The sequence below is a fragment of the Citrobacter sp. Cf087 genome (assembly GCF_030334285.1).
GTDB classification, from domain to species: Bacteria; Pseudomonadota; Gammaproteobacteria; order Enterobacterales; family Enterobacteriaceae; genus Citrobacter; species Citrobacter freundii.
In genome coordinates this window covers 562,946-584,746 of sequence record NZ_JAOWED010000028.1, presented here as the reverse complement: position 1 = coordinate 584,746, position 21,801 = coordinate 562,946, and the positions used below count along the sequence as shown (strand labels likewise).

Sequence of the window (21,801 nt, the reverse complement as noted above, 5' to 3'; positions counted from 1 at the left end):
AGGCAACGCAGTCATCCGGCAACAGATGTATCTCAAGTAAAAAGATCAGGAGTGAGCGATGTGTACGACATGTGGTTGCGCTGAAGGCAACCTATATATAGAGGGTGATGAGCATAATCCCCACTCGGCGTTTCGCAGCGCGCCATTTGCCCCAGCGGCTCGTCCAGCGCTGAATATTACCGGTGTGAAGACCTCAAATTTCACACCGAGCCAGACCGAAGAAGGCGATTTGCACTACGGTCACGGTGAGGCAGGAACCCACGCACCAGGTATGAGCCAACGCCGTATGCTGGAAGTGGAAATTGACGTACTGGACAAAAACAACCGCCTGGCCGAACGCAACCGTGCCCGCTTTGCGGCCCGTCAGCATCTGGTGCTGAACCTTGTTTCAAGCCCGGGCTCCGGTAAAACCACGCTGCTGACCGAAACGCTGATGAAGCTGAAAGATAGCGTGCCGTGCGCCGTTATTGAAGGTGACCAGCAGACGGTGAACGATGCTGCCCGTATTCGCGCCACAGGCACGCCCGCCATTCAGGTCAACACCGGTAAAGGTTGCCACCTTGACGCACAAATGATCGCTGACGCCGCGCCGCGTTTGCCGCTTGACGATAACGGCATTCTGTTCATTGAAAACGTCGGCAACCTGGTCTGCCCGGCCAGCTTCGACCTCGGCGAGCGCCATAAAGTGGCCGTGCTTTCCGTCACCGAAGGTGAAGACAAACCGCTGAAATATCCACATATGTTTGCCGCCGCATCGCTGATGCTGCTCAACAAAGTGGATCTGCTACCGTACCTCAATTTTGACGTTGAAAAATGCATCGCCAGCGCCCGGGAAGTGAACCCGGGAATTGAGATTATCCTGATTTCCGCCACCAGTGGTGAAGGGATGGATCAATGGCTCTCCTGGCTGGAGACGCAGCGATGTGCATAGGTGTTCCGGGTCAAATCCGCACCATTGATGGCAACCAGGCCAAAGTCGACGTTTGCGGTATTCAGCGCGACGTCGACCTGACGCTGGTCGGTAGCTGTGATGAACATGGCCAACCGCGCCTCGGCCAGTGGGTACTGGTCCACGTCGGTTTTGCCATGAGCATCATTAATGAAGCTGAAGCGCGCGATACGCTCGACGCGCTGCAAAACATGTTTGACGTTGAGCCGGATGTCGGCGCGTTGCTGTACGGCGAGGAAAAATAAATGCGTTTTGTTGACGAATACCGCGCACCAGAGCAGGTGATGCAACTGATAGAGCACCTGTCTGAACGTGCCGCCCACCTCCCCTACACGGCTGAACGCCCACTGCGCATCATGGAAGTTTGTGGTGGTCATACCCACGCTATCTTCAAATTCGGCCTCGACCAGTTGCTACCGGAAAACGTGGAGTTTATTCATGGTCCGGGTTGCCCGGTTTGCGTTCTGCCGATGGGTAGAATCGACAGCTGTGTAGAAATCGCCAGCCATCCAGAAGTGATTTTCTGCACCTTTGGCGATGCGATGCGCGTCCCGGGTAAGCAAGGCTCCCTGCTGCAAGCCAAGGCGCGCGGTGCAGATATCCGTATCGTCTATTCACCGATGGATGCGCTGAAGCTGGCACAGGAAAACCCAACGCGTAAGGTGGTGTTCTTTGGTCTGGGTTTTGAAACCACAATGCCAACGACCGCTATCACTCTGCAACAGGCAAAGCAGCGTGACGTGCAGAACTTTTACTTTTTCTGCCAGCACATCACGCTTATCCCTACGCTGCGCAGCCTGCTGGAACAGCCGGACAACGGTATTGACGCCTTTTTAGCACCAGGCCACGTCAGCATGGTGATTGGCACAGATGCCTATAATTTCATTGCTTCAGACTTCCATCGTCCGTTAGTGGTCGCCGGTTTTGAACCGCTCGATCTCCTGCAAGGCGTGGTGATGTTAATTGAGCAGAAAATTGCCGCGCACAGCCAGGTAGAAAACCAGTACCGTCGCGTGGTACCGGACGCCGGTAACGCGTTAGCGCAACAGGCCATCGCCGAGGTGTTCTGCGTCAATGGCGACAGCGAATGGCGCGGTCTGGGCGTTATCGAATCCTCTGGCGTTCACCTGACGCCTGACTATCAGCGCTTTGATGCCGAAGCCCATTTCCAGCCAGCGCCGCAGCAGGTGTATGACGATCCGCGCGCGCGTTGTGGGGAAGTGCTGACGGGCAGATGTAAACCACATCAGTGCCCATTATTTGGCAAAACGTGTAACCCGGAGACCGCGTTTGGCGCCCTGATGGTCTCCTCAGAAGGCGCATGTGCCGCCTGGTATCAGTATCGTCAGCAGGAGTGTGAAGCATGAGCAGCGTACAACTCGCCCACGGTAGCGGCGGTCAGGCTATGCAGCAGTTGATCAACAGTCTGTTTATGGAGGCATTCGCGAATCCGTGGCTGGCGGAACAAGAAGATCAGGCACGTCTGGAACTGGCGCAACTGGTCGCTGAAGGCGATCGTCTGGCGTTTTCAACCGACAGCTATGTTATCGATCCATTGTTCTTCCCGGGCGGTAATATCGGCAAGCTGGCTATCTGTGGTACGGCTAACGACGTGGCGGTCAGCGGCGCGATCCCGCGCTATCTCTCCTGCGGTTTTATCCTCGAAGAAGGTTTACCAATGGAGACGCTGAAAACCGTCGTTAACAGCATGGCGGCAACCGCACGCGAAGCGGGTATCGCCATCGTCACCGGCGACACCAAGGTTGTACAGCGCGGCGCGGCGGACAAGCTTTTTATCAACACCGCCGGAATGGGCGCGATCCCCGCCAACATTCACTGGGGCGCACAGACCCTGAGCGTGGGCGATGTGCTGCTGGTCAGCGGTACGCTTGGCGATCACGGCGCAACTATCCTTAACCTGCGCGAACAGTTGGGTCTTGATGGCGAACTGGTCAGCGACTGCGCGGTATTGACGCCGCTTATCCAGACGCTACGTGATATTCCCGGCGTCAAGGCGCTGCGTGACGCCACCCGTGGCGGCGTGAATGCGGTAACGCATGAATTTGCCGCATCATGCGGGTTTGGTATTGAGCTGTCTGAAGCAGCCCTGCCCGTGAAGCCCGCGGTGCGTGGAGTTTGCGAACTGCTGGGACTGGATGCGCTCAACTTTGCTAACGAAGGTAAGCTGGTGATTGCCGTTGAGCGTCAGGCCGCTGAAACGGCGCTTGCCGCGCTGCGCGCGCATCCATTAGGACGCGATGCCGCAATGATTGGCGAAGTGGTAGAACGCAAAGGTGTGCGTCTGGCCGGACTTTACGGCGTGAAACGAACCCTTGATTTACCACACGCCGAACCCTTACCTCGTATATGCTAACAGCCCATTAGCGGCAACGTGTAGGCCGGATAAGCTGAAATCGCTATCCGGCAACAATTTACGACTTATACCTATAATTCATTTACCGTTTTCGCACCGTTCTGCGGTGCTTTTCCTGGAAAAGCAATATGTCGTATACACCGATGAGTGACCTCGGACAGCAAGGCCTGTTCGATATTACTCGTACATTATTACAGCAGCCCGATCTCCCGTCTCTCAGCGAGGCGCTTTCGCAGCTGGTCAAGCGTTCAGCGCTGGCCGACTGTGCGGCTATTGTCTTATGGCAGGCACAAACGCAGCGTGCGCGTTATTTTGCGACGCGTGAAAATGGTAAACCCATCGATTATGAAGAAACGGTACTGGCCCATGGTCCGGTACGCCGTATTTTGTCTCGCCCCGATGCGCTGCACTGCAACTATCACGAGTTTACGGAAACCTGGCCACAGTTGGCTTCAGGTGGACTGTATTCTGAATTTGGCCACTACTGCCTGCTGCCGCTGGCGGCGGATGGGCGTATCTTTGGCGGTTGCGAGTTCATCCGTAATGAAGATCGTCCATGGAGTGAAAAAGAATATAACCGTCTACAGACCTTCACCCAAATAGTCGGCGTCGTTGCTGAACAAATTCAAAGCAGGGTCAGCAACAACGTCGATTACGATCTGTTGTGCCGCGAGCGTGATAACTTTCGCATCCTGGTCGCCATCACCAATGCGGTACTCTCCCGCCTGGACATTGACGAACTGGTCAGCGAAGTCGCCAAAGAGATCCATCACTACTTCGACATTGATGCCATCAGCATCGTGTTACGCAGCGATCGTAAAAACAAGCTCAGCATTTATTCCACCCACTATCTGGATGAACATCATCCAGCGCACGAACAAAGTGAAGTGGATGAAGCAGGTACGCTTTCCGAACGCGTGTTCAAAAGCAAAGAGATGCTGCTGATTAATCTGAGCGAACGCGATACGCTCGCTCCTTACGAACGGATGCTGTTCGAAACCTGGGGCAACCAGCTACAAACCCTGTGTCTGTTACCGCTGATGTCCGGCAATACTATGCTCGGCGTACTCAAGCTGGCACAGTGCGAAGAGAAAGTTTTCACTACCGCTAACCTCAAGCTATTGCGCCAAATTGCCGAGCGTGTGGCAATTGCCGTGGATAACGCGCTTGCGTATCAGGAGATTCACCGCCTGAAAGAACGTCTGGTAGATGAAAACCTGGCGCTGACTGAACAACTCAACAATGTAGAGAGTGAGTTCGGCGAAATCATTGGCCGCAGCGAAGCGATGTACAGCGTACTCAAGCAGGTCGAAATGGTGGCGCAAAGCGACAGCACCGTCCTGATTCTGGGTGAGACCGGAACGGGTAAAGAGCTGATCGCACGGGCCATTCACAACCTGAGCGGACGTAACGCCCGTCGGATGGTGAAGATGAACTGCGCGGCAATGCCTGCCGGATTACTGGAAAGCGATCTGTTTGGTCATGAGCGTGGCGCGTTTACCGGTGCCAGCACGCAGCGGATTGGTCGTTTCGAACTGGCCGATAAAAGCTCGCTGTTCCTCGACGAAGTGGGCGACATGCCACTGGAGCTACAGCCTAAGCTGCTGCGCGTTTTGCAGGAGCAGGAGTTTGAACGTCTGGGCAGCAATAAACTGATCCAGACCGACGTGCGCTTGATCGCCGCCACTAACCGCGATCTGAAAAAGATGGTAGCCGATCGCGAGTTTCGTAACGATCTCTACTATCGACTGAACGTCTTCCCGATCCATCTGCCGCCGCTGCGTGAGCGCCCGGAAGATATTCCGCTGCTGGTGAAAGCTTTCACCTTTAAAATTGCTCGTCGGATGGGACGCAATATCGACAGCATTCCCGCCGAGGCGCTGCGTACGCTGAGCAGCATGGAGTGGCCGGGCAACGTGCGCGAACTGGAAAATGTGGTGGAGCGCGCGGTTCTGCTTACCCGAGGCAACGTGCTGCAGCTGTCCCTTCCGGATATTGCCCCTTTGATGCCGTCTACGCCTCCGGTGGCAACCGAAGTCGCACAGGACGGCGAAGATGAATACCAGTTGATTATGCGCGTATTGAAAGAAACCAACGGTGTGGTTGCCGGTCCCAAAGGCGCGGCACAACGGCTGGGGCTGAAACGTACAACGTTACTCTCACGCATGAAGCGATTGGGTATTGATAAGGATGCACTGGTTTAGCCAGTGTGGCTATACTGGGTGATATCTCAACGAAAGGAGGCAGTATGGCGGTATCAGCACGTAATCAATTAACCGGTACAGTGAGCGCAGTCGCTACAGGCGCAGTGAATGATGAAGTTGAACTGACGCTGGCTGGCGGCGCAAAACTGGTCGCGATTGTGACCCATAGTAGTCAGCAGGCACTGGGTCTGGCGAAAGGAAAAGAAGCCATTGCGCTGATCAAAGCGCCGTGGGTGACGCTGGCGACTGAAGACTGTGGCCTGAAATTCTCTGCCCGTAACCAATTTGCCGGTAGCGTTTCACAGGTAACCGAAGGCGCCGTTAACGCCACCGTACACATCAAAACTGATGCCGGTTTTGACATTGTCGCGGTCGTGACGAACGAAAGTCAGCAAGAGATGAAACTGAGTCAGGGAAGCCGGGTCATCGCGCTGATCAAAGCCTCGGCCATTCTGATTGCCACCAAAGCGTAATCGCCATTCATCACCGCATGGCCAGATTACCCGATGGCGCTACGCTTATCGGATTTACACAACGGTTCCGTTTACCTTGTAGGCCGGATAAGGCATCGCCACCATCCGGCCACAAAGACGCTATTTTTTCCGCTGGTATTTCTCTGGCAATTCCGGGACAGGGCGTTTGTCATCAATCAGATGACGCACGGTCAGAATCGGATGACGCCAGAGCATTCTTGGCCCAGCCCAACGCATAATTTGCTTCATCTCTTCGCGTTTGGCAGATTGATAGCAGTGCACCGGACACTGCTTACAGGCCGGTTTTTCCTCACCAAAGACGCACTTATCGAGGCGCTTTTGCGCATAGGCAAACAACGCATCGTAATGCCCCGGCTCGTCTGAAGCCTGCGGACACTGGCGCTCGTAGAGTGAGATCATTCTCTGGATCGTCATTTTTTCACGTGCAATACGTTTGCCGGACATGATGCCTCCATAATTAAGTTGCATAAATAATACACCTTAACTAAGCACAGGACTATTGCTGGAGGTCATCTATTCCTTAGCACCCTACGCAAATAAGAATTATTTTCATTTATTTATGCCATGTGCTATATAACATAGCAAAGGCTATATTCGATGATAAATTAACCACTTTGTTGTGAGGGATACTATGCCGCATCTGCCCCATCTCAAGTCATTTCTCCTTGCCAGCGCGTTAACAGCGCTGACGCTGTCACCCGCCTGGGCAAAAGAAAAATTCAAAGTGGTAACCACCTTTACGGTGATTGCCGATATGGCAAGCAATGTAGCAGGTGACGCGGCGGACGTTAGTTCCATCACCAAACCTGGCGCAGAAATTCACGAATATCAACCAACCCCAGGTGATATTAAACGAGCGCAAGGCGCACAGCTTATTCTCTCCAACGGTCTTAACCTCGAGCTATGGTTTGCCCGCTTCTACCAAAATTTGTCCGGCGTACCAGAAGTGATGGTCTCAAACGGCGTCCAGCCAATGGGCATCAGCGAAGGACCGTACAACGGTAAACCAAACCCGCATGCCTGGATGTCAGCGGAGAACGCACTTATCTACGTGGATAACATTCGCGATGCGCTGATGAAATACGATCCGGACAATGCCGCGACCTACCAGAAAAATGCACAGAATTATAAAGCGAAAATCCAGCAGACCCTGGCGCCACTGCATACAGAACTGGCAAAGCTCCCTGCTGATAAACGCTGGCTGGTCACCAGTGAAGGCGCATTCTCCTACATGGCACGTGATAACGGCCTGAAAGAGCTGTATCTGTGGCCGATCAATGCCGATCAGCAAGGTACGCCGAAGCAGGTACGCAAGGTAATCGATGCGATCAGAGAGCATCATATCCCAACGGTATTTAGCGAAAGCACCGTGTCCGACAAACCAGCGCGTCAGGTTGCCCGTGAGTCTGGTGCGTATTACGGCGGCGTGCTGTATGTCGATTCGCTCAGCGCTGCCGATGGTCCGGTACCGACCTATCTGGATTTACTGCGCGTCACCACGCAAACCATTGTTAACGGCATCAACAAGGGTCTGGAGAGCCAACCATGAGTCACTCTGCGATTACCGTAAATCAGGTTACGGTGACGTATCGCAACGGTCATACCGCATTGCGGGACGCCACTTTTCAGGTTCCGGGCGGCTCAATTGCCGCTCTGGTCGGCGTCAACGGGTCGGGAAAATCAACGCTTTTTAAAGCGCTGATGGGTTTTGTCCGCCTGGCGCAAGGGGAAATCTCAATTCTGCAACAGCCGGTAAATAAGGCGCTCAAACAGAATCTGATCGCCTATGTCCCTCAGTCAGAAGAGGTGGACTGGTCGTTTCCGGTACTGGTGGAAGATGTGGTGATGATGGGACGCTTTGGCCATATGGGCTGGCTGCGTCGACCAAAACAGATCGACCACGCCTGCGTGGATGCGGCGCTGGCGCGGGTTGATATGCTGGACTATCGCCATCGTCAGATAGGTGAACTGTCCGGTGGGCAGAAAAAGCGTGTTTTTCTGGCAAGGGCAATCGCACAGGACGGACAGGTTATTTTACTGGATGAACCCTTCACCGGCGTGGATGTAAAAACCGAGGCCCGGATCATCGACCTGCTGCGTGAACTGCGTGATGAAGGTCGAACCATGCTGGTCTCTACCCATAATCTGGGATCCGTCACCGAGTTTTGTGATTACACGGTGATGATTAAGGGCACGGTGCTGGCAAGTGGACCAACCGATACCACCTTTACCCCCGAGAATCTCGAGCTGGCATTCAGCGGCGTATTGCGTCACGTTGCGCTGAGCGGCGGCGAACAACACGTGATTACCGACGATGAACGCCCGTTTATTTCGCGGCGTGCGGCAAGCGAGGGGGAATAATCATGAACTGGCTGACAGAGCCGTTTGGTTACCAGTATATGCTCAACGCCATGTGGGTCTCGGCGATGGTCGGCGGCCTGTGCGCGTTTCTCTCCTGCTATTTGATGCTCAAAGGCTGGTCGCTGATCGGCGATGCGCTGTCGCACTCTATTGTTCCGGGCGTGGCAGGCGCTTATATGTTAGGGCTTCCCTTCGCGCTTGGCGCATTCCTTTCCGGCGGCCTGGCTGCGGGCAGTATGCTGTTTCTCAATCAACGTTCACGCCTGAAGGAAGATGCGATTATCGGGCTGATTTTTTCGTCTTTCTTCGGTATCGGGCTGTTTATGGTGTCGCTCAATCCGATGTCGGTGAACATCCAGACCATTATTCTCGGTAATATCCTGGCAATTGCGCCGGAAGATATTCTGCAACTGGCCATCATCGGGGTTATCTCGCTGACTATCCTGTTTTTGAAGTGGAAAGATCTGATGGTGGTCTTTTTTGATGAAAACCACGCGCGCTCTATCGGTTTGAATCCGGGGCGTTTAAAACTGCTGTTTTTTACGCTGCTCTCCGTTTCCACAGTCGCCGCACTGCAAACCGTCGGTGCATTTCTGGTGATTTGCCTGGTGGTTACGCCCGGAGCGACGGCCTGGCTGCTGACCGATCGTTTTCCACGCCTGCTCACCATCGCCGTAGCTATCGGCAGCCTGACCAGCTTTTTCGGCGCCTGGCTGAGCTACTGGCTGGACGGCGCAACCGGCGGAATTATCGTCGTTCTGCAAACATTGCTGTTCCTGCTGGCATTTGTCTTCGCACCAAAACATGGTCTGCTGGCGAATCGCCGACGCGCCCGACTGGTGAACAAGGAGTCAGTATGATCTTAACAACGCTATTAGAACCCTTTCAGTTTAGCTTTATGGTCAATGCGCTGGTTATCTCCACCATTGTCGCCGTGCCCTGCGCGCTGCTGTCGGTATTTTTAGTTCTCAAAGGCTGGGCGCTGATGGGCGATGCCATGAGCCACGCGGTTTTCCCGGGAATTGTACTGGCGTGGATTGCGGGTATCCCGCTGGCAATTGGCGCATTTGTCGCTGGATTGTTCTGCGCGATAGCAACCGGATACCTCGACGATAACAGCCGCATTAAGCGCGACACCATCATGGGCATTGTTTTCTCCGGGATGTTCGGTGCGGGACTGGTGCTGTATGTTTCCATTCAGTCGGAAGTGCATCTCGATCATATTCTGTTCGGCGATATGCTCGGTATATCACTGACCGATATCATGCAAACAATGGCGATCGCTTTGGGGATCGCGCTTATTATTGGGCTTAAGTGGAAAGATCTGCTACTGCATGCGTTCGATCCGCATCAGGCAAAGGCCAGTGGGCTTAACACCCCCTTACTGCACTACGGCCTGTTGTGCATGATCGCCCTGACGATTGTCGCCACGCTAAAATCTGTCGGGATTATTTTGTCGATTTCTTTACTGATTGCTCCCGGCGCCATCGCGATCTTAATGACGCGAAAATTTTCTCACGCCTTGTGGCTGGCGGTGGTGATGTCGGTCATTACCTCATTTATGGGGGTGTATCTGTCATTTTTCATCGACAGCGCACCGGCTCCCACCATCGTCGTATTATTTTCCCTGCTGTTTGTGATTACTTTTATTTATGCAACCCTGCGCGATCGGCGTTTAGAGAATCAACTTCAGGTGCATGATGTATAAATAATGCTTCATAATATGTCAGCTAATGATTTTGATATTACATAGCCTCCGCAGGAGGCTAGATTGCTCTAACGTGAGCAAAGGTTTTGGCTTGCCAATATGGTATCCCTGTAACCACCCGATATTCATCTGCTCCAGGCACATCTGGATTTCAGCATTTTCAACAAATTCGGCGACAACCTGCATATCTTTCATTGCCGCAACCTGGCAGAAAGATTCGATGATATAGTGACTAATCTTACATTTTGTAATCCCACGAACGAAAGACCCATCGATCTTCAAAATATCTGCTTCAATGCTCATCAGACGTTCATAGCTTGCAAACCCAGCCCCAAAGTCATCTATCGCGATCCGGCATCCCAACTGACGTAGTGAGCGTAGCGCTTCTACCGTTTACTCTTTATCTGACAGGGTATCAGCCTCGGTTATCTCAAAAATAATCCGTTGCGGTATCACCATATATTCCCGCAACAACTCCGCGATCTTGCAACCAAACCTGAACAGCATAACGTCACTGGCGCCAGGTTAATGGAAAAACAACTCAGCGGATGGTAGCGCATGATAAGGCTCTTCACCACGAGTACTGACGATAGGCTAGGCCAGCAGGACAAAGGTGTTGTGATCCAACGTGTGCTGTAGTGCAGCGCGAACATCCGTTGTATCGGCAGTAGGGTTGCCAAACCATCGGCTATGCTGTGACTCGGGACTTTCCGGCCTGCCGTTGATCATTGGTGATATAACTTTTGTTATTATTGGAAGGAATATCAAATTAATAAATACTAATTTATAGATAAAAATGGAAATTTAGTATAGAGTGCAATAAACACTTCAGACGATATCAATGTTAACTTTAATAGATAAACAAAGAGAGTTTTCCTCGATTCATAATTATTTTTCCGTCATTTGCTAACTCCTGCAGTACTTTATGGATAGCACTGCGTGAGATATGATTTCGAGCGAGAATAAATGTATACACGGACGTTTTATCACGTACCCCAGGATCCATCGCCCAGATATATTTTACGTGTTCAATAATCTGCTCACGTATAGTGCGGTGCGACTGCAACGCCTCACGCTGGAAATAACGTTGAAGATGATGCGTTAAGATATCAAACGCCTGCTTCCATAAGTTTTTGGCTGTAAACAGGAGATCGGCATTTTGTACGCTCATCGCCCACATTTCACAATCAGTATCACAACGTAAATAGTGGCCGGCCACTTCCGTACGCATTTGTGGCAGGCCGAGAATGGCAGGTGCAGAAATACTCACCGTGACTAAATCGTTTTCCACACGATAAACAGAGACAGTCCCTTTCTCCAGAAACAAGATATGTCCATCGGTCTTCAAATCAATACGCTGACGTTTTTTACGTAACGACAGCCAGGCATTATCCGACTTCTTCATTTCATCGCCAACGAGCACTACAGCATTTTCAATTTCTTTCTGGAACATGTGACTCTCTACCGCAAATTATGGCTTTGTCAAAAAGATGGTTCAATTTACTCAGCACTAAAAATAAATGTCAGCTCGCAAACAAGCTGACATTTATTCCCATCTACATCTACCACCGGCATTCCCTGGTGCGTTGACGCGTTAAGGTTCATGCTGTTTTCGCGTGGTGGTGTCAGGCAGTATATGGCGCTGTCCATAAAGAATTAATGGCAATCATCTTTGTCGACATTTTTTCATCTTTCTGTTCTTTTTATAGTGGCAAAAAAGATACAATCAATTGATTTCAATGAATTTTATTTTCATTAAAAAGTTATCATTCTTGTTATATCATGATACTAAATTGCAACACTTCTCAGTTCTCGCTGTGGGATTAGGTCCATGCTGGTGGTCTTTATAGGCTCAGTGGTATCATGACTAACCAACCATCTGACGCATCATCAAGAGTAGAGACAATATGTCTGAGACTGGCAATGTCAGTTATCTGATTGAAAATAGAATAATATTTACGCCAGCCGCACAATGTCTGGCGCGGGTAGATCACCCCAATCAGCGGATAAAACTCAAACACTCAGCGTCGTTATGTCTTTTATTACTTATTCAACATCGCGGGCAAGTGGTTTCTCAAAACGAATTGCTGGAATTCGGTTGGGGTAAAAATCACCGCCAGGTAAGTTTCAACGCCTTTTATCAAAGTATTCTCTCGTTGCGTAAAAGCTTGCTGCAGCTGGAGCTTCAACAACCGCTGATCACAACGATTCCCCGCAAAGGGCTGATCATTCAAGAAGAGTTTGATATTCAGGTCATTGATACACCGGAGAATAACTCTGCTTCTGCTGAAGAATCCTTAGCGCCAGATGCCACCATTGAGGAACTTTTGGCTGACACGCCGCGTCAACCTTTGATAGCGACAGCAGAAACGATAATGTTGGCACTTACCCTGATAATTTGTGTGCTTATACTATATCCGTGGCAAGCCAGCGATGATTATTTCTCCGGCTATATCGCCGCGAGCAAAACACCAACAGACTGTCAGTATTATTTCAATAGTGATGCCAGTAACTTTTCCCGGCATACCGCGTTTATCGACAAAAACCCAGGATTGTGTCAGAGCCATAAATTTATTTATATCACAACCTATCCTGAGTCTAAGAAACTGTCCGCGCTGGTGTGTCGCTCACCGATAAAAGCCAGGCAGGAAAACGCCTGTCAGCCGGTATATTACCCACGGTATGATAGCTAATGAATTTATATCCCCGAACCTCCCGCATCCAGACAGGTATTATCCTGCTGCTTTGTTTTGCTACGCTAATTCTTACTGTCATTTATCGGTACAGTAAGAACAATGGCGAGTTACAAGATCTTACCTGCCGTTCTGCCATCGAAATTGTACGCAATACAAGCTCGTTCCGAGGGATTATTGATATCAAAACCGGGGGCAGTAAAGGTATTGTTAATATTGATGGTATTATCAAAGATGCCGAAAATAATGAGCAGACCGTGCAACGCATGGTACTTTTTACACAATCCAGCTACGGCTCAAGCCCGGTTTGGATTTCACAGAAAATCCAAATTTCCAATCGCGAAACGGCTCCCGCCAGCCTTATTCAGGAACTCCTCCCCGACTTTTTCCTGACCAACACCAGCGTATCCAACGTCGATTTTTTTGCGCTGAACAGCGAGACATACCTGATTACCAAAGAGGGGATCCCCTATCTGTATTGCCAGAATTATGCTTTGCCGGAAAATGAATAATCAATAAGCGTTCTGGCGGCAAAACCTACGGATGAATCTCAGCCGTTGTCGGTGATAAGATAGACCATTCAGGCCGAGCCAACGCTCGTCGTTACTGCCCTTCAGGCGGCTTTCGAATGACAAATTTGTGGGTTTATGTGAGTTTCCAGGGGCTCACGTGAGACTGCCCAGGTACCCCAAAAGATTAAAAAAAGAGCAAAAGCGATATGAAAGAGTCACTTGATACGGACTTCACGAACCACACCCCAATGATGCAGCAGTATCTCAAGCTGAAAGCCCAGCATCCGGAGATACTGTTGTTTTACCGCATGGGCGACTTTTACGAACTGTTTTATGACGATGCGAAACGCGCGTCTCAGCTGCTTGATATCTCCCTGACCAAACGCGGCGCATCAGCAGGCGAGCCTATCCCGATGGCGGGTATTCCTCACCATGCGGTAGAAAACTACCTCGCCAAGCTGGTCAATCAGGGGGAATCTGTCGCTATTTGTGAGCAAATCGGCGATCCGGCAACCAGCAAAGGTCCGGTTGAGCGCAAAGTGGTGCGTATCGTCACGCCTGGCACCATCAGTGATGAAGCGCTGTTGCAAGAACGCCAGGACAACCTGCTGGCCGCTATCTGGCAAGACAGTAAAGGTTACGGCTATGCCACGCTGGATATCAGCTCCGGGCGTTTTCGCGTCAGCGAACCGGCCGACCGCGAGACCATGGCCGCAGAATTGCAGCGCACCAATCCCGCTGAACTGCTGTATGCCGAAGATTTCGCTGAAACCTCACTGATTGAGGGGCGTCGCGGATTACGTCGTCGTCCACTATGGGAATTTGAAATCGATACTGCTCGCCAGCAGCTAAACTTGCAGTTTGGCACGCGGGATCTGATTGGTTTTGGCGTGGAAAACGCCCCGCGCGGATTATGTGCTGCTGGCTGTCTGCTGCAATACGTAAAAGATACCCAGCGCACCTCACTGCCGCATATTCGTTCCATCACCATGGAACGTCAACAGGACAGCATCATTATGGATGCCGCCACGCGCCGCAATCTGGAAATTACCCAGAACCTAGCGGGCGGCGTTGAAAACACGCTGGCTTCAGTACTCGACTGCACCGTGACGCCGATGGGCAGCCGTATGCTCAAGCGCTGGCTGCATATGCCGGTCCGTGACACCAAAGTCCTTACCGAGCGTCAACAGACTATCGGCGCGCTACAGGATTCCACCAGTGAATTGCAACCCGTGCTGCGTCAGGTCGGCGATCTGGAACGTATCCTGGCGCGTTTGGCCCTGCGTACTGCGCGTCCGCGCGATCTGGCCCGTATGCGTCATGCCTTCCAGCAATTACCGGAACTGCGCGCGCAACTGGAAAGTGTAGACAGTGCCCCCGTGCAGATGCTGCGCGAGAAAATGGGTGAGTTTGCAGAGCTGCGTGAACTGCTGGAACGCGCCGTTGTGGAAGCTCCGCCAGTGCTGGTTCGCGACGGTGGCGTCATCGCCCCGGGCTATAACGAAGAGCTGGACGAGTGGCGAGCGCTGGCTGATGGCGCAACTGACTATCTGGACAGACTGGAAATCCGTGAGCGCGAGCGCACCGGTCTGGATACGCTGAAGGTTGGGTTTAACGCCGTTCATGGCTACTACATTCAGATCAGTCGTGGGCAGAGCCATCTGGCGCCGATTAACTATGTGCGTCGCCAGACGCTGAAAAACGCTGAACGCTACATTATTCCGGAACTGAAAGAGTACGAAGATAAAGTTCTGACGTCAAAAGGCAAAGCACTGGCGCTGGAAAAACAGCTGTACGATGAGCTGTTCGACATGCTGTTGCCGCACCTGGCTGATTTGCAACAGAGCGCCAGCGCGCTGGCGGAGCTGGACGTACTGGTCAACCTTGCAGAACGCGCTTATACCCTGAATTACACCTGCCCGACCTTCACCGATAAACCCGGCATTCGTATTACTGAGGGACGTCATCCGGTGGTTGAACAGGTGCTAACCGAGCCGTTTATCGCCAACCCGCTTAACCTCTCGCCTCAGCGACGGATGCTGATCATCACCGGTCCGAATATGGGGGGTAAAAGTACCTATATGCGCCAGACCGCGTTGATTGCGCTGTTGGCCTACATCGGCAGCTACGTTCCGGCGCAGAAAGTGGAAATAGGCCCGATCGATCGGATCTTTACCCGCGTGGGCGCGGCGGATGATCTGGCATCCGGTCGTTCTACCTTTATGGTAGAAATGACCGAAACCGCCAACATTCTGCATAACGCCACCGAGAACAGCCTGGTACTGATGGATGAGATTGGACGCGGCACCTCCACCTACGACGGCCTGTCGCTGGCATGGGCATGCGCGGAAAACCTGGCCAATAAAATCAAAGCATTAACGTTGTTTGCCACCCACTACTTCGAACTGACTCAGTTACCGGAAAAAATGGAAGGCGTCGCGAATGTGCATCTGGATGCATTAGAGCACGGCGATACCATCGCCTTCATGCACAGCGTACAGGATGGTGCGGCGAGCAAGAGCTATGGTCTGGCAGTAGCAGCCCTGGCTGGCGTGCCGAAAGAGGTTATTAAACGCGCGCGGCAAAAACTGCGCGAACTGGAAAGCATTGCGCCAAACGTTGCTGCGACCCAGGTCGATGGAACACAGATGTCGCTGCTTTCAGTGCCTGAAGAAACCTCGCCCGCCGTTGAAGCGCTGGAAAACCTCGACCCGGATTCACTAACGCCTCGCCAGGCGCTGGAGTGGATCTACCGGTTGAAAAGTCTGGTGTAACGTTGTAATGCCCGATGGCGCTTTGCTTATCGGGCCTACGGCAACGCGAGAATGGGTGCAAGAGGACGAAACCAGACCATCAAGACGCGGGGTTTCCCCCGCGTTGTTGCTACTTCTTCGGTTCGTAAGCGAGAACAGCTTTAAACTCCATACCACGTTCTTTAATACTTAACTCGCACAACGAATCTCGCACCATTAACGTGAATCCCAGCGCCGTGAAACACAGCACTACAATTGCCACAAGGGCATATTTTGTCAGCATGTCTTGCCTCCCTGCAAAGAAGAGACTAACATCCAAATTGTTCAGGTTTGTACGCTAGCCTCAGGTTGATAGAACTATCTCCTGGGGCTTTTGTCTTTCCGGGACCTTGCCAATGCTCAAAGCCCAAAAAGCCTCAAGCACCCGCCGCTATTCTATTCCCGATGCCACTGTAACAAATCAATTTATCAATACGTTACGAGTCTGCTCGCAAAAAAGACCCAGAATCCCGGGCCTTCAGTATTAGCGCTTATCTTCCGCCAGCAGCGGTGGAATACTCGGCACCATCGGTGCATCATCCATATCTTTTTGCGTCATCCGAAACGCCTCCGGGTAGTGCTCGCGGCTGGTACGACGTAGCGGTTCGGTATTACGCCAGGTGTACAGACAATGCTGGCACTGATATACCGTCCAGACACCTTTTACCGGCGAGTTTGCCATCACTTCAATATGTTCATCGGCACAACGTGGACAAATCATCTGCTACTCCTTATTTACGGTTGGCCAGCATGGCGGTCAGTTTTTCTGCCCAGGCTTTCGTTTCCGGTAAATCACATACCGGCTGGCTGTAGTGCCCACGGTTATCCGGCGCGACCGGCGTGGTGGCATCAATAATTAACTTGTCGGTAATCCCCGCCGGACTGGAACCCGGATCAAGCTCCAGCACCGACATATTCGGCAGTTGCACCAGATCGCCCGCCGGATTGACCTTCGAAGACAGCGCCCACATCACCTGCGGCAGGTTGAACGGGTCAACATCCTCATCAACCATAATCACCATTTTCACGTAACCCAGGCCATGCGGCGTCGTCATTGCGCGCAGCCCCACCGCGCGGGCAAAGCCGCCGTAGCGTTTTTTGGTGGAGATAATCGCCAGCAAACCGTGGGTGTACATGGCATTCACCGCCTGCACTTCCGGGAACTCGGCTTTCAGCTGTTGATACAGCGGTACGCAGGTTGCCGGCCCCATCAGGTAGTCAATCTCCGTCCACGGCATCCCCAGATATAGCGATTCAAAAATCGGTTTGGTGCGATAAGAGACTTTATCGATACGTACGACCGTCATATTACGTCCACCGGAATAGTGCCCGGTAAACTCGCCAAACGGCCCTTCGATTTCACGCTTACGGCTTTCAATGACCCCTTCGAGGATCACTTCCGAACCCCAAGGCACGTCAAAGCCGGTGAGCGGTGCGGTAGCGATCGGGTACGGGCTTTCACGCAGCGCTCCCGCCATTTCGTATTCCGACTGATCGTACTTTAGCGGCGTGGCCCCCATCAGGGTAATAATCGGATCGTTACCCAGCGTGATGGCAATCGGCAGATCTTCACCGCGCTCTTCAGCTTTATGCAGATGCAGCGCGATATCATGCATCGGCACCGGCTGCAGGCCAAGCTTGCGTTTGCCCTTCACTTCCATACGATAAATGCCGACGTTCTGTTTGCCGAAGTTGTCCGGATCCAACGGATCGCGCGACACCACGCAGGCTTTATCAAGATAGAAACCGCCGTCACCATCGTTCAGACGAAACAGCGGCAGAATATCAAACAGGTTGATCTCCTCACCATCAACACAGTTTTCAGCCCACGTCGGGTTGGCACGACGCTCCGGTGTAACCGGAAATTTATCCCAACGGCGAATAAACTCATCAATTTGTTTTTTCACCGGCGTATTGGACGGCAGGCCTAATGAAATGGCATGATTCTGCCATGAGCCGATGGTATTCATCGCCACGCGGGCGTCGGTAAAACCACGAATATTGTCAAACCACAGCGCTGGCGCACCATCACCAATACGTCCGGTCGCGTTAGCCGCCGCAGCCAGATCCGGCTCAGCGTTGACTTCTTCACTGATTTTCAGCAATTGTCCCTGGTCGTCCAGCGCTTGTAAAAAGCTGCGCAAATCATCAAATGCCATTATTCATTCTCCTGTGAAAAATTCTGCGCCTGCCGTAAACCCTGCCAGCGACGGGCGTTTGGATGCTCCAGACCAAACTGATCGAGCACACGCGCAACGATATGCTGAGTGATGTCATCGACCGTTTGCGGGTGGTTGTAAAACGCGGGCATCGGCGGGACCATCGCCACGCCCATGCGGGAAAGTGCGAGCATGTTTTCCAGATGAATAGTGCTGAGCGGCATTTCACGCGGAACCAGAACCAGCTTGCGCCCTTCTTTCAGCACCACATCAGCAGCGCGCCCCACCAGTCCTTCCGCGTAGCCTGCTCGAATACCGGCCAGCGTTTTCATACTGCAGGGGATAATGATCATGCCGTCAGTACGAAACGATCCTGAGGATATGGTCGCCGACTGGTCCGCCGGGTTGTGGCAATAATCGGCCAACGCCGACACATCACGGACGCTGTACGGCGTCTCCAGTTCAATGGTGGTTTTGGCCCACTTTGACAGCACCAGATGGGTTTCTACCCCCGGCATTTCCCGCAGCGCCAGCAATAGCGACACACCAAGCGGTGCGCCGGTCGCCCCGGTCATTCCTACAATCAGTCTCATTTAGCCCTCAATTTTGTTCGTGTACGAACATTTTATTAAAATACTCCCTCGATGCATTCCGGACAAGAGCACCTCGCACAGATTGCTAAAGCAGCAATGGTTAAACTATGACGCGTTACCCGTTAAGATAGAGACTGACAGATATTCCGGAGCTCTCATGCCGTTAAGAAACACAGCCTTTCACCTTTTACGTCAGCTTTTTCAGCAACATACGGCTCGCTGGCAACATGAATTACCGGATCTGACCAAACCGCAGTATGCGGTGATGCGCGCCATTGCCGAGCATCCCGGCATTGAGCAGGTCGCCCTGACCGAAGCCGCAGTCTGTACCAAGGCAACGCTTGCGGAAATGCTGAGCCGGATGGAAAAACGGGAGTTGGTCAGACGTGAACACGACCCGGCGGATAAGCGTCGGCGGTTTGTTTATTTGACCGCGCAAGGAGAAGCATTACTGACCAGCGCAACCCCGTTAGGCGATAGCGTGGATGATGAGTTTCTGGGGCGATTATCTGATGAAGAACGTGAGCAGTTCATACGTCTGGTGCGTAAGATGATGAACTAATCTGCCGGATGGTGACATAAATGTCTTATCCGGCCTACAAAGTCCTGCTCCCCGTAGGCCTGATAAACGCAGTGCCATCAGGCAACAAACATAGAAAAAGGCCAGTCTCAATGAGACTGGCCTTTCTTGATAGAACTTGTGCTTACTCGCGGAACAGCGCTTCGATATTCAGTCCCTGAGTCTGCAGGATTTCACGCAGACGACGCAGACCTTCAACCTGAATCTGGCGAACACGTTCACGGGTGAGGCCAATTTCGCGGCCCACATCTTCCAGTGTCGCAGCTTCATACCCCAGCAGACCAAAGCGACGTGCCAGTACCTCACGCTGTTTGGCGTTCAGTTCGAACAGCCATTTGACGATGCTCTGTTTCATATCATCGTCTTGCGTGGTGTCTTCCGGGCCGTTTTCCTTTTCATCGGCCAGAATATCCAGCAACGCTTTTTCGGAATCGCCACCCAGCGGGGTGTCTACCGAGGTAATACGCTCGTTGAGTCGTAGCATACGGCTGACGTCATCAACCGGTTTGTCCAGTTGTTCAGCAATCTCTTCTGCGCTCGGTTCGTGGTCCAGTTTATGCGACAACTCACGCGCGGTACGCAGATAGACGTTCAGCTCTTTTACAATGTGAATTGGCAGTCGGATCGTACGGGTTTGGTTCATAATCGCCCGTTCGATCGTCTGGCGGATCCACCAGGTTGCGTATGTTGAGAAGCGGAACCCGCGTTCCGGGTCAAACTTCTCGACTGCACGGATCAGTCCCAGATTGCCCTCTTCAATCAGGTCCAGCAATGCCAGACCACGATTGCCATAACGACGAGCAATTTTCACCACCAGACGCAGGTTACTTTCAATCATGCGACGGCGGGATGCGACATCCCCACGCAGTGCGCGACGCGCAAAATAAACTTCTTCTTCGGCTGTTAACAGTGGTGAATAACCAATCTCACCAAGGTAAAGCTGAGTCGCGTCCAACACACGCTGTGTGGCCCCCTGCGATAACAGCTCTTCTTCAGCCAGGTCGTTATCACTGGGTTCCTCTTCACTCAAGGCTTTTTCATCAAAAGCCTCTACTCCGTTCTCATCAAATTCCGCATCTTCATTTAAATCATGAACTTTCAGCGTATTCTGACTCATAAAGGTGGCTCCTACCCGTGATCCCTAACGGAACTAGCACGTGAAAGCCTGGTTCCGCCGAATTATCGCTGCGGTAAATAACGCAGCGGGTTTACGGATTTCCCCTTGTAACGAATTTCAAAATGCAAGCGTGTTGAACTGGTTCCGGTACTACCCATGGTAGCTATTTTCTGCCCCGCCTTGATTTCTTGTTGTTCCCGGACCAGCATTGTATCGTTATGGGCGTAGGCACTCAGGTAATCATCGTTATGTTTGATGATAATAAGATTACCGTAACCACGCAGCGCGTTACCGGCATAGACGACGCGTCCATCTGCGGTCGCGACAATAGCCTGTCCCTTGCTGCCTGCAATGTCGATCCCTTTATTGCCACCTTCGGTAGCCGCAAAGTTTTCGATCACTTTGCCGTCGGTCGGCCAGCGCCAGGTAGAGATTGGCGAGCTGGTTGACGTTGAGCTTGCAGTTGATTCGGTTGCGCTAACTGCCGGAGCCGTTACAGGCGCTGTGACCACAGTCCCAGCAGGCTTGTTGTTCGGCAACATTTTATTAGCACTTTGTTCACCTGAATCCTCAGAATACGTAATTGTTGGTTTCGAAGCAACAGCAACGGTGGAATTTTGTGCAGGGTTGGTCACAACTCCTTGCTGTGCTGCATCCGCCTGGGTGATGGCATTTCCACCGGTAATCGGTGCGCCAGACGCATTGCCCACTTGCAGAGTTTGACCGACATTCAGGCCATACGGGACCGGAACGTTATTGCGTTGTGCGAGATCACGGAAATCGTTCCCGGTAATCCAGGCAATATAGAAAAGGGTATCGCCTTTCTTAACAGTATAGGTACTGCCGCCCGTATAGCTACCTTTCGGAATGTTCCCATACTTACGGTTGTACACAATACGACCGTTTTCCATCTGCACAGGTTGTTCCGCAACAGGCTGGATCTGTGTTGACTGTGTGGTCGGACGCTGCACCGGCTGGATCTGCGGCGTTTGCTGTACTGTCGACGTCGAGCCCATTTTTGGTGGAGGCGTAATCAGCATACCGGAATTGGTGTTCGTTGATGCACCGCCATCAACGGAACTGACCGGTGCAGGTGGATTCGAGGTATTTGAACAACCTGCCAGCCATAATGAAACCAGTGACAATGCCGCAATGCGGCGAACGGTAAATTTGTGGCTTCCCGCGCTCATTTATCCCCCAGGAAAATTTGGTTAAAACCAGTGACGTAATCACCGTGCAAGGCATCGGACTGGGCACTGGAAACG

Annotated in this window: 22 protein-coding genes and 1 pseudogene; 14 read left to right on the top strand and 9 right to left on the bottom strand. The window is 52.2% G+C overall.

Annotated features, from left to right (window positions below; all coding sequences use genetic code 11):
• The first annotated feature begins 58 nt into the window (after nucleotides 1–58).
• From hypB to OGV57_RS11250, 6 genes are all read left to right on the top strand, one after another.
• Nucleotides 59–931 (top strand): hydrogenase nickel incorporation protein HypB, encoded by an 873-nt coding sequence (gene hypB / locus OGV57_RS11275; RefSeq protein WP_003037409.1) that lies wholly within the window; start codon nucleotides 59–61, stop codon nucleotides 929–931.
• Entirely contained in the window at nucleotides 922–1,194 is a 273-nt protein-coding gene (hypC, locus tag OGV57_RS11270; protein WP_003037411.1) for a hydrogenase 3 maturation protein HypC, read from the top strand. Before hypB ends, hypC begins: the two co-directional genes overlap by 10 nt.
• Nucleotides 1,195–2,316: a hydrogenase formation protein HypD gene (gene hypD, locus OGV57_RS11265; protein WP_003037413.1), complete on the top strand. Its 1,122-nt coding sequence runs from the start codon at nucleotides 1,195–1,197 to the stop codon at nucleotides 2,314–2,316.
• Complete coding sequence (gene hypE / locus OGV57_RS11260) at nucleotides 2,313–3,323, top strand: hydrogenase expression/formation protein HypE (protein WP_003037416.1); 1,011 nt, start codon at nucleotides 2,313–2,315, stop codon at nucleotides 3,321–3,323. The genes hypD and hypE overlap by 4 nt, the downstream gene beginning before the upstream one ends.
• Nucleotides 3,324–3,451: 128 nt before the next feature.
• Nucleotides 3,452–5,527 (top strand): formate hydrogenlyase transcriptional activator FlhA, encoded by a 2,076-nt coding sequence (flhA, locus tag OGV57_RS11255; RefSeq protein ID WP_286531116.1) that lies wholly within the window; start codon nucleotides 3,452–3,454, stop codon nucleotides 5,525–5,527.
• Between the two features lie 44 nt (nucleotides 5,528–5,571).
• Nucleotides 5,572–6,000 carry a TOBE domain-containing protein gene (locus tag OGV57_RS11250; protein ID WP_003037421.1) on the top strand — a complete coding sequence of 143 codons (429 nt, stop codon included), beginning with the start codon at nucleotides 5,572–5,574 and terminating at the stop codon, nucleotides 5,998–6,000.
• A gap of 120 nt (nucleotides 6,001–6,120) precedes the next feature.
• Here OGV57_RS11250 and OGV57_RS11245 read toward each other — a convergent pair whose 3' ends face one another.
• Nucleotides 6,121–6,465, bottom strand: coding sequence for a nitrous oxide-stimulated promoter family protein (locus OGV57_RS11245; RefSeq protein WP_003037424.1), 345 nt, complete (start codon nucleotides 6,463–6,465; stop codon nucleotides 6,121–6,123).
• A 187-nt stretch (nucleotides 6,466–6,652) separates the two neighbouring features.
• Here OGV57_RS11245 and OGV57_RS11240 point away from each other — a divergent pair, with 187 nt between their 5' ends.
• Genes OGV57_RS11240 through sitD form a run of 4 tightly spaced genes read left to right on the top strand, consistent with a single transcriptional unit; the run spans nucleotide 6,653 to nucleotide 10,090 of the window.
• Nucleotides 6,653–7,570 carry a metal ABC transporter substrate-binding protein gene (locus tag OGV57_RS11240; protein WP_054528729.1) on the top strand — a complete coding sequence of 306 codons (918 nt, stop codon included), beginning with the start codon at nucleotides 6,653–6,655 and terminating at the stop codon, nucleotides 7,568–7,570.
• A complete protein-coding gene (gene sitB, locus OGV57_RS11235; RefSeq protein ID WP_003840297.1) occupies nucleotides 7,567–8,382 on the top strand; it encodes an iron/manganese ABC transporter ATP-binding protein SitB in 816 nt (271 codons plus the stop codon). Before OGV57_RS11240 ends, sitB begins: the two co-directional genes overlap by 4 nt.
• Nucleotides 8,383–8,384: 2 nt before the next feature.
• Nucleotides 8,385–9,242 carry an iron/manganese ABC transporter permease subunit SitC gene (gene sitC / locus OGV57_RS11230; RefSeq protein ID WP_016150894.1) on the top strand — a complete coding sequence of 286 codons (858 nt, stop codon included), beginning with the start codon at nucleotides 8,385–8,387 and terminating at the stop codon, nucleotides 9,240–9,242.
• A complete protein-coding gene (gene sitD, locus OGV57_RS11225; RefSeq protein ID WP_054528730.1) occupies nucleotides 9,239–10,090 on the top strand; it encodes an iron/manganese ABC transporter permease subunit SitD in 852 nt (283 codons plus the stop codon). The genes sitC and sitD overlap by 4 nt, the downstream gene beginning before the upstream one ends.
• 18 nt (nucleotides 10,091–10,108) lie before the next feature.
• Here the strand turns inward: sitD and OGV57_RS11220 are convergent.
• Both OGV57_RS11220 and OGV57_RS11215 read right to left on the bottom strand, forming a co-directional pair.
• Nucleotides 10,109–10,465 (bottom strand): annotated as a pseudogene (locus OGV57_RS11220) (EAL domain-containing protein); the annotation flags it as partial.
• A gap of 475 nt (nucleotides 10,466–10,940) precedes the next feature.
• Nucleotides 10,941–11,543: a helix-turn-helix domain-containing protein gene (locus OGV57_RS11215; RefSeq protein WP_054528731.1), complete on the bottom strand. Its 603-nt coding sequence runs from the start codon at nucleotides 11,541–11,543 to the stop codon at nucleotides 10,941–10,943.
• A gap of 454 nt (nucleotides 11,544–11,997) precedes the next feature.
• Between OGV57_RS11215 and OGV57_RS11210 the strand changes: the two genes are divergently transcribed.
• The 3 genes from OGV57_RS11210 (at nucleotide 11,998) to mutS (ending at nucleotide 16,069) form a co-directional block, all read left to right on the top strand.
• Complete coding sequence (locus tag OGV57_RS11210) at nucleotides 11,998–12,783, top strand: winged helix-turn-helix domain-containing protein (protein WP_044713385.1); 786 nt, start codon at nucleotides 11,998–12,000, stop codon at nucleotides 12,781–12,783.
• Nucleotides 12,783–13,295 carry a YqeJ family protein gene (locus OGV57_RS11205; RefSeq protein WP_003846560.1) on the top strand — a complete coding sequence of 171 codons (513 nt, stop codon included), beginning with the start codon at nucleotides 12,783–12,785 and terminating at the stop codon, nucleotides 13,293–13,295. Before OGV57_RS11210 ends, OGV57_RS11205 begins: the two co-directional genes overlap by 1 nt.
• Before the next feature lie 206 nt (nucleotides 13,296–13,501).
• Nucleotides 13,502–16,069: a DNA mismatch repair protein MutS gene (gene mutS, locus OGV57_RS11200; protein WP_054528732.1), complete on the top strand. Its 2,568-nt coding sequence runs from the start codon at nucleotides 13,502–13,504 to the stop codon at nucleotides 16,067–16,069.
• 109 nt (nucleotides 16,070–16,178) lie between these two features.
• On the opposite strand, the gene OGV57_RS11195 is transcribed toward mutS, so the two are convergent.
• The 4 genes from OGV57_RS11195 to OGV57_RS11180 form a co-directional block, all read right to left on the bottom strand.
• A complete protein-coding gene (locus OGV57_RS11195; RefSeq protein ID WP_003034202.1) occupies nucleotides 16,179–16,331 on the bottom strand; it encodes a Hok/Gef family protein in 153 nt (50 codons plus the stop codon).
• 240 nt (nucleotides 16,332–16,571) lie between these two features.
• Nucleotides 16,572–16,808: a non-oxidative hydroxyarylic acid decarboxylases subunit D gene (locus OGV57_RS11190; protein ID WP_032938336.1), complete on the bottom strand. Its 237-nt coding sequence runs from the start codon at nucleotides 16,806–16,808 to the stop codon at nucleotides 16,572–16,574.
• Between the two features lie 10 nt (nucleotides 16,809–16,818).
• Nucleotides 16,819–18,246 carry a non-oxidative hydroxyarylic acid decarboxylases subunit C gene (locus tag OGV57_RS11185; RefSeq protein ID WP_054528733.1) on the bottom strand — a complete coding sequence of 476 codons (1,428 nt, stop codon included), beginning with the start codon at nucleotides 18,244–18,246 and terminating at the stop codon, nucleotides 16,819–16,821.
• On the bottom strand, nucleotides 18,246–18,839 hold the full coding sequence (locus tag OGV57_RS11180) for a non-oxidative hydroxyarylic acid decarboxylases subunit B (protein ID WP_003034196.1): 594 nt from the start codon (nucleotides 18,837–18,839) through the stop codon (nucleotides 18,246–18,248). Before OGV57_RS11180 ends, OGV57_RS11185 begins: the two co-directional genes overlap by 1 nt.
• Nucleotides 18,840–18,996: 157 nt before the next feature.
• On the opposite strand from OGV57_RS11180, the gene OGV57_RS11175 reads away from it, so the two are divergent.
• A complete protein-coding gene (locus OGV57_RS11175; protein ID WP_003034194.1) occupies nucleotides 18,997–19,401 on the top strand; it encodes a MarR family winged helix-turn-helix transcriptional regulator in 405 nt (134 codons plus the stop codon).
• A gap of 142 nt (nucleotides 19,402–19,543) precedes the next feature.
• Here OGV57_RS11175 and rpoS read toward each other — a convergent pair whose 3' ends face one another.
• Nucleotides 19,544–20,536, bottom strand: a complete 993-nt coding sequence (gene rpoS, locus OGV57_RS11170; RefSeq protein ID WP_000081498.1) for an RNA polymerase sigma factor RpoS — start codon at nucleotides 20,534–20,536, stop codon at nucleotides 19,544–19,546.
• A 62-nt stretch (nucleotides 20,537–20,598) separates the two neighbouring features.
• A complete protein-coding gene (gene nlpD, locus OGV57_RS11165) occupies nucleotides 20,599–21,681 on the bottom strand; it encodes a murein hydrolase activator NlpD (protein WP_286531109.1) in 1,083 nt (360 codons plus the stop codon).
• Nucleotides 21,682–21,801 lie beyond the last annotated feature (120 nt).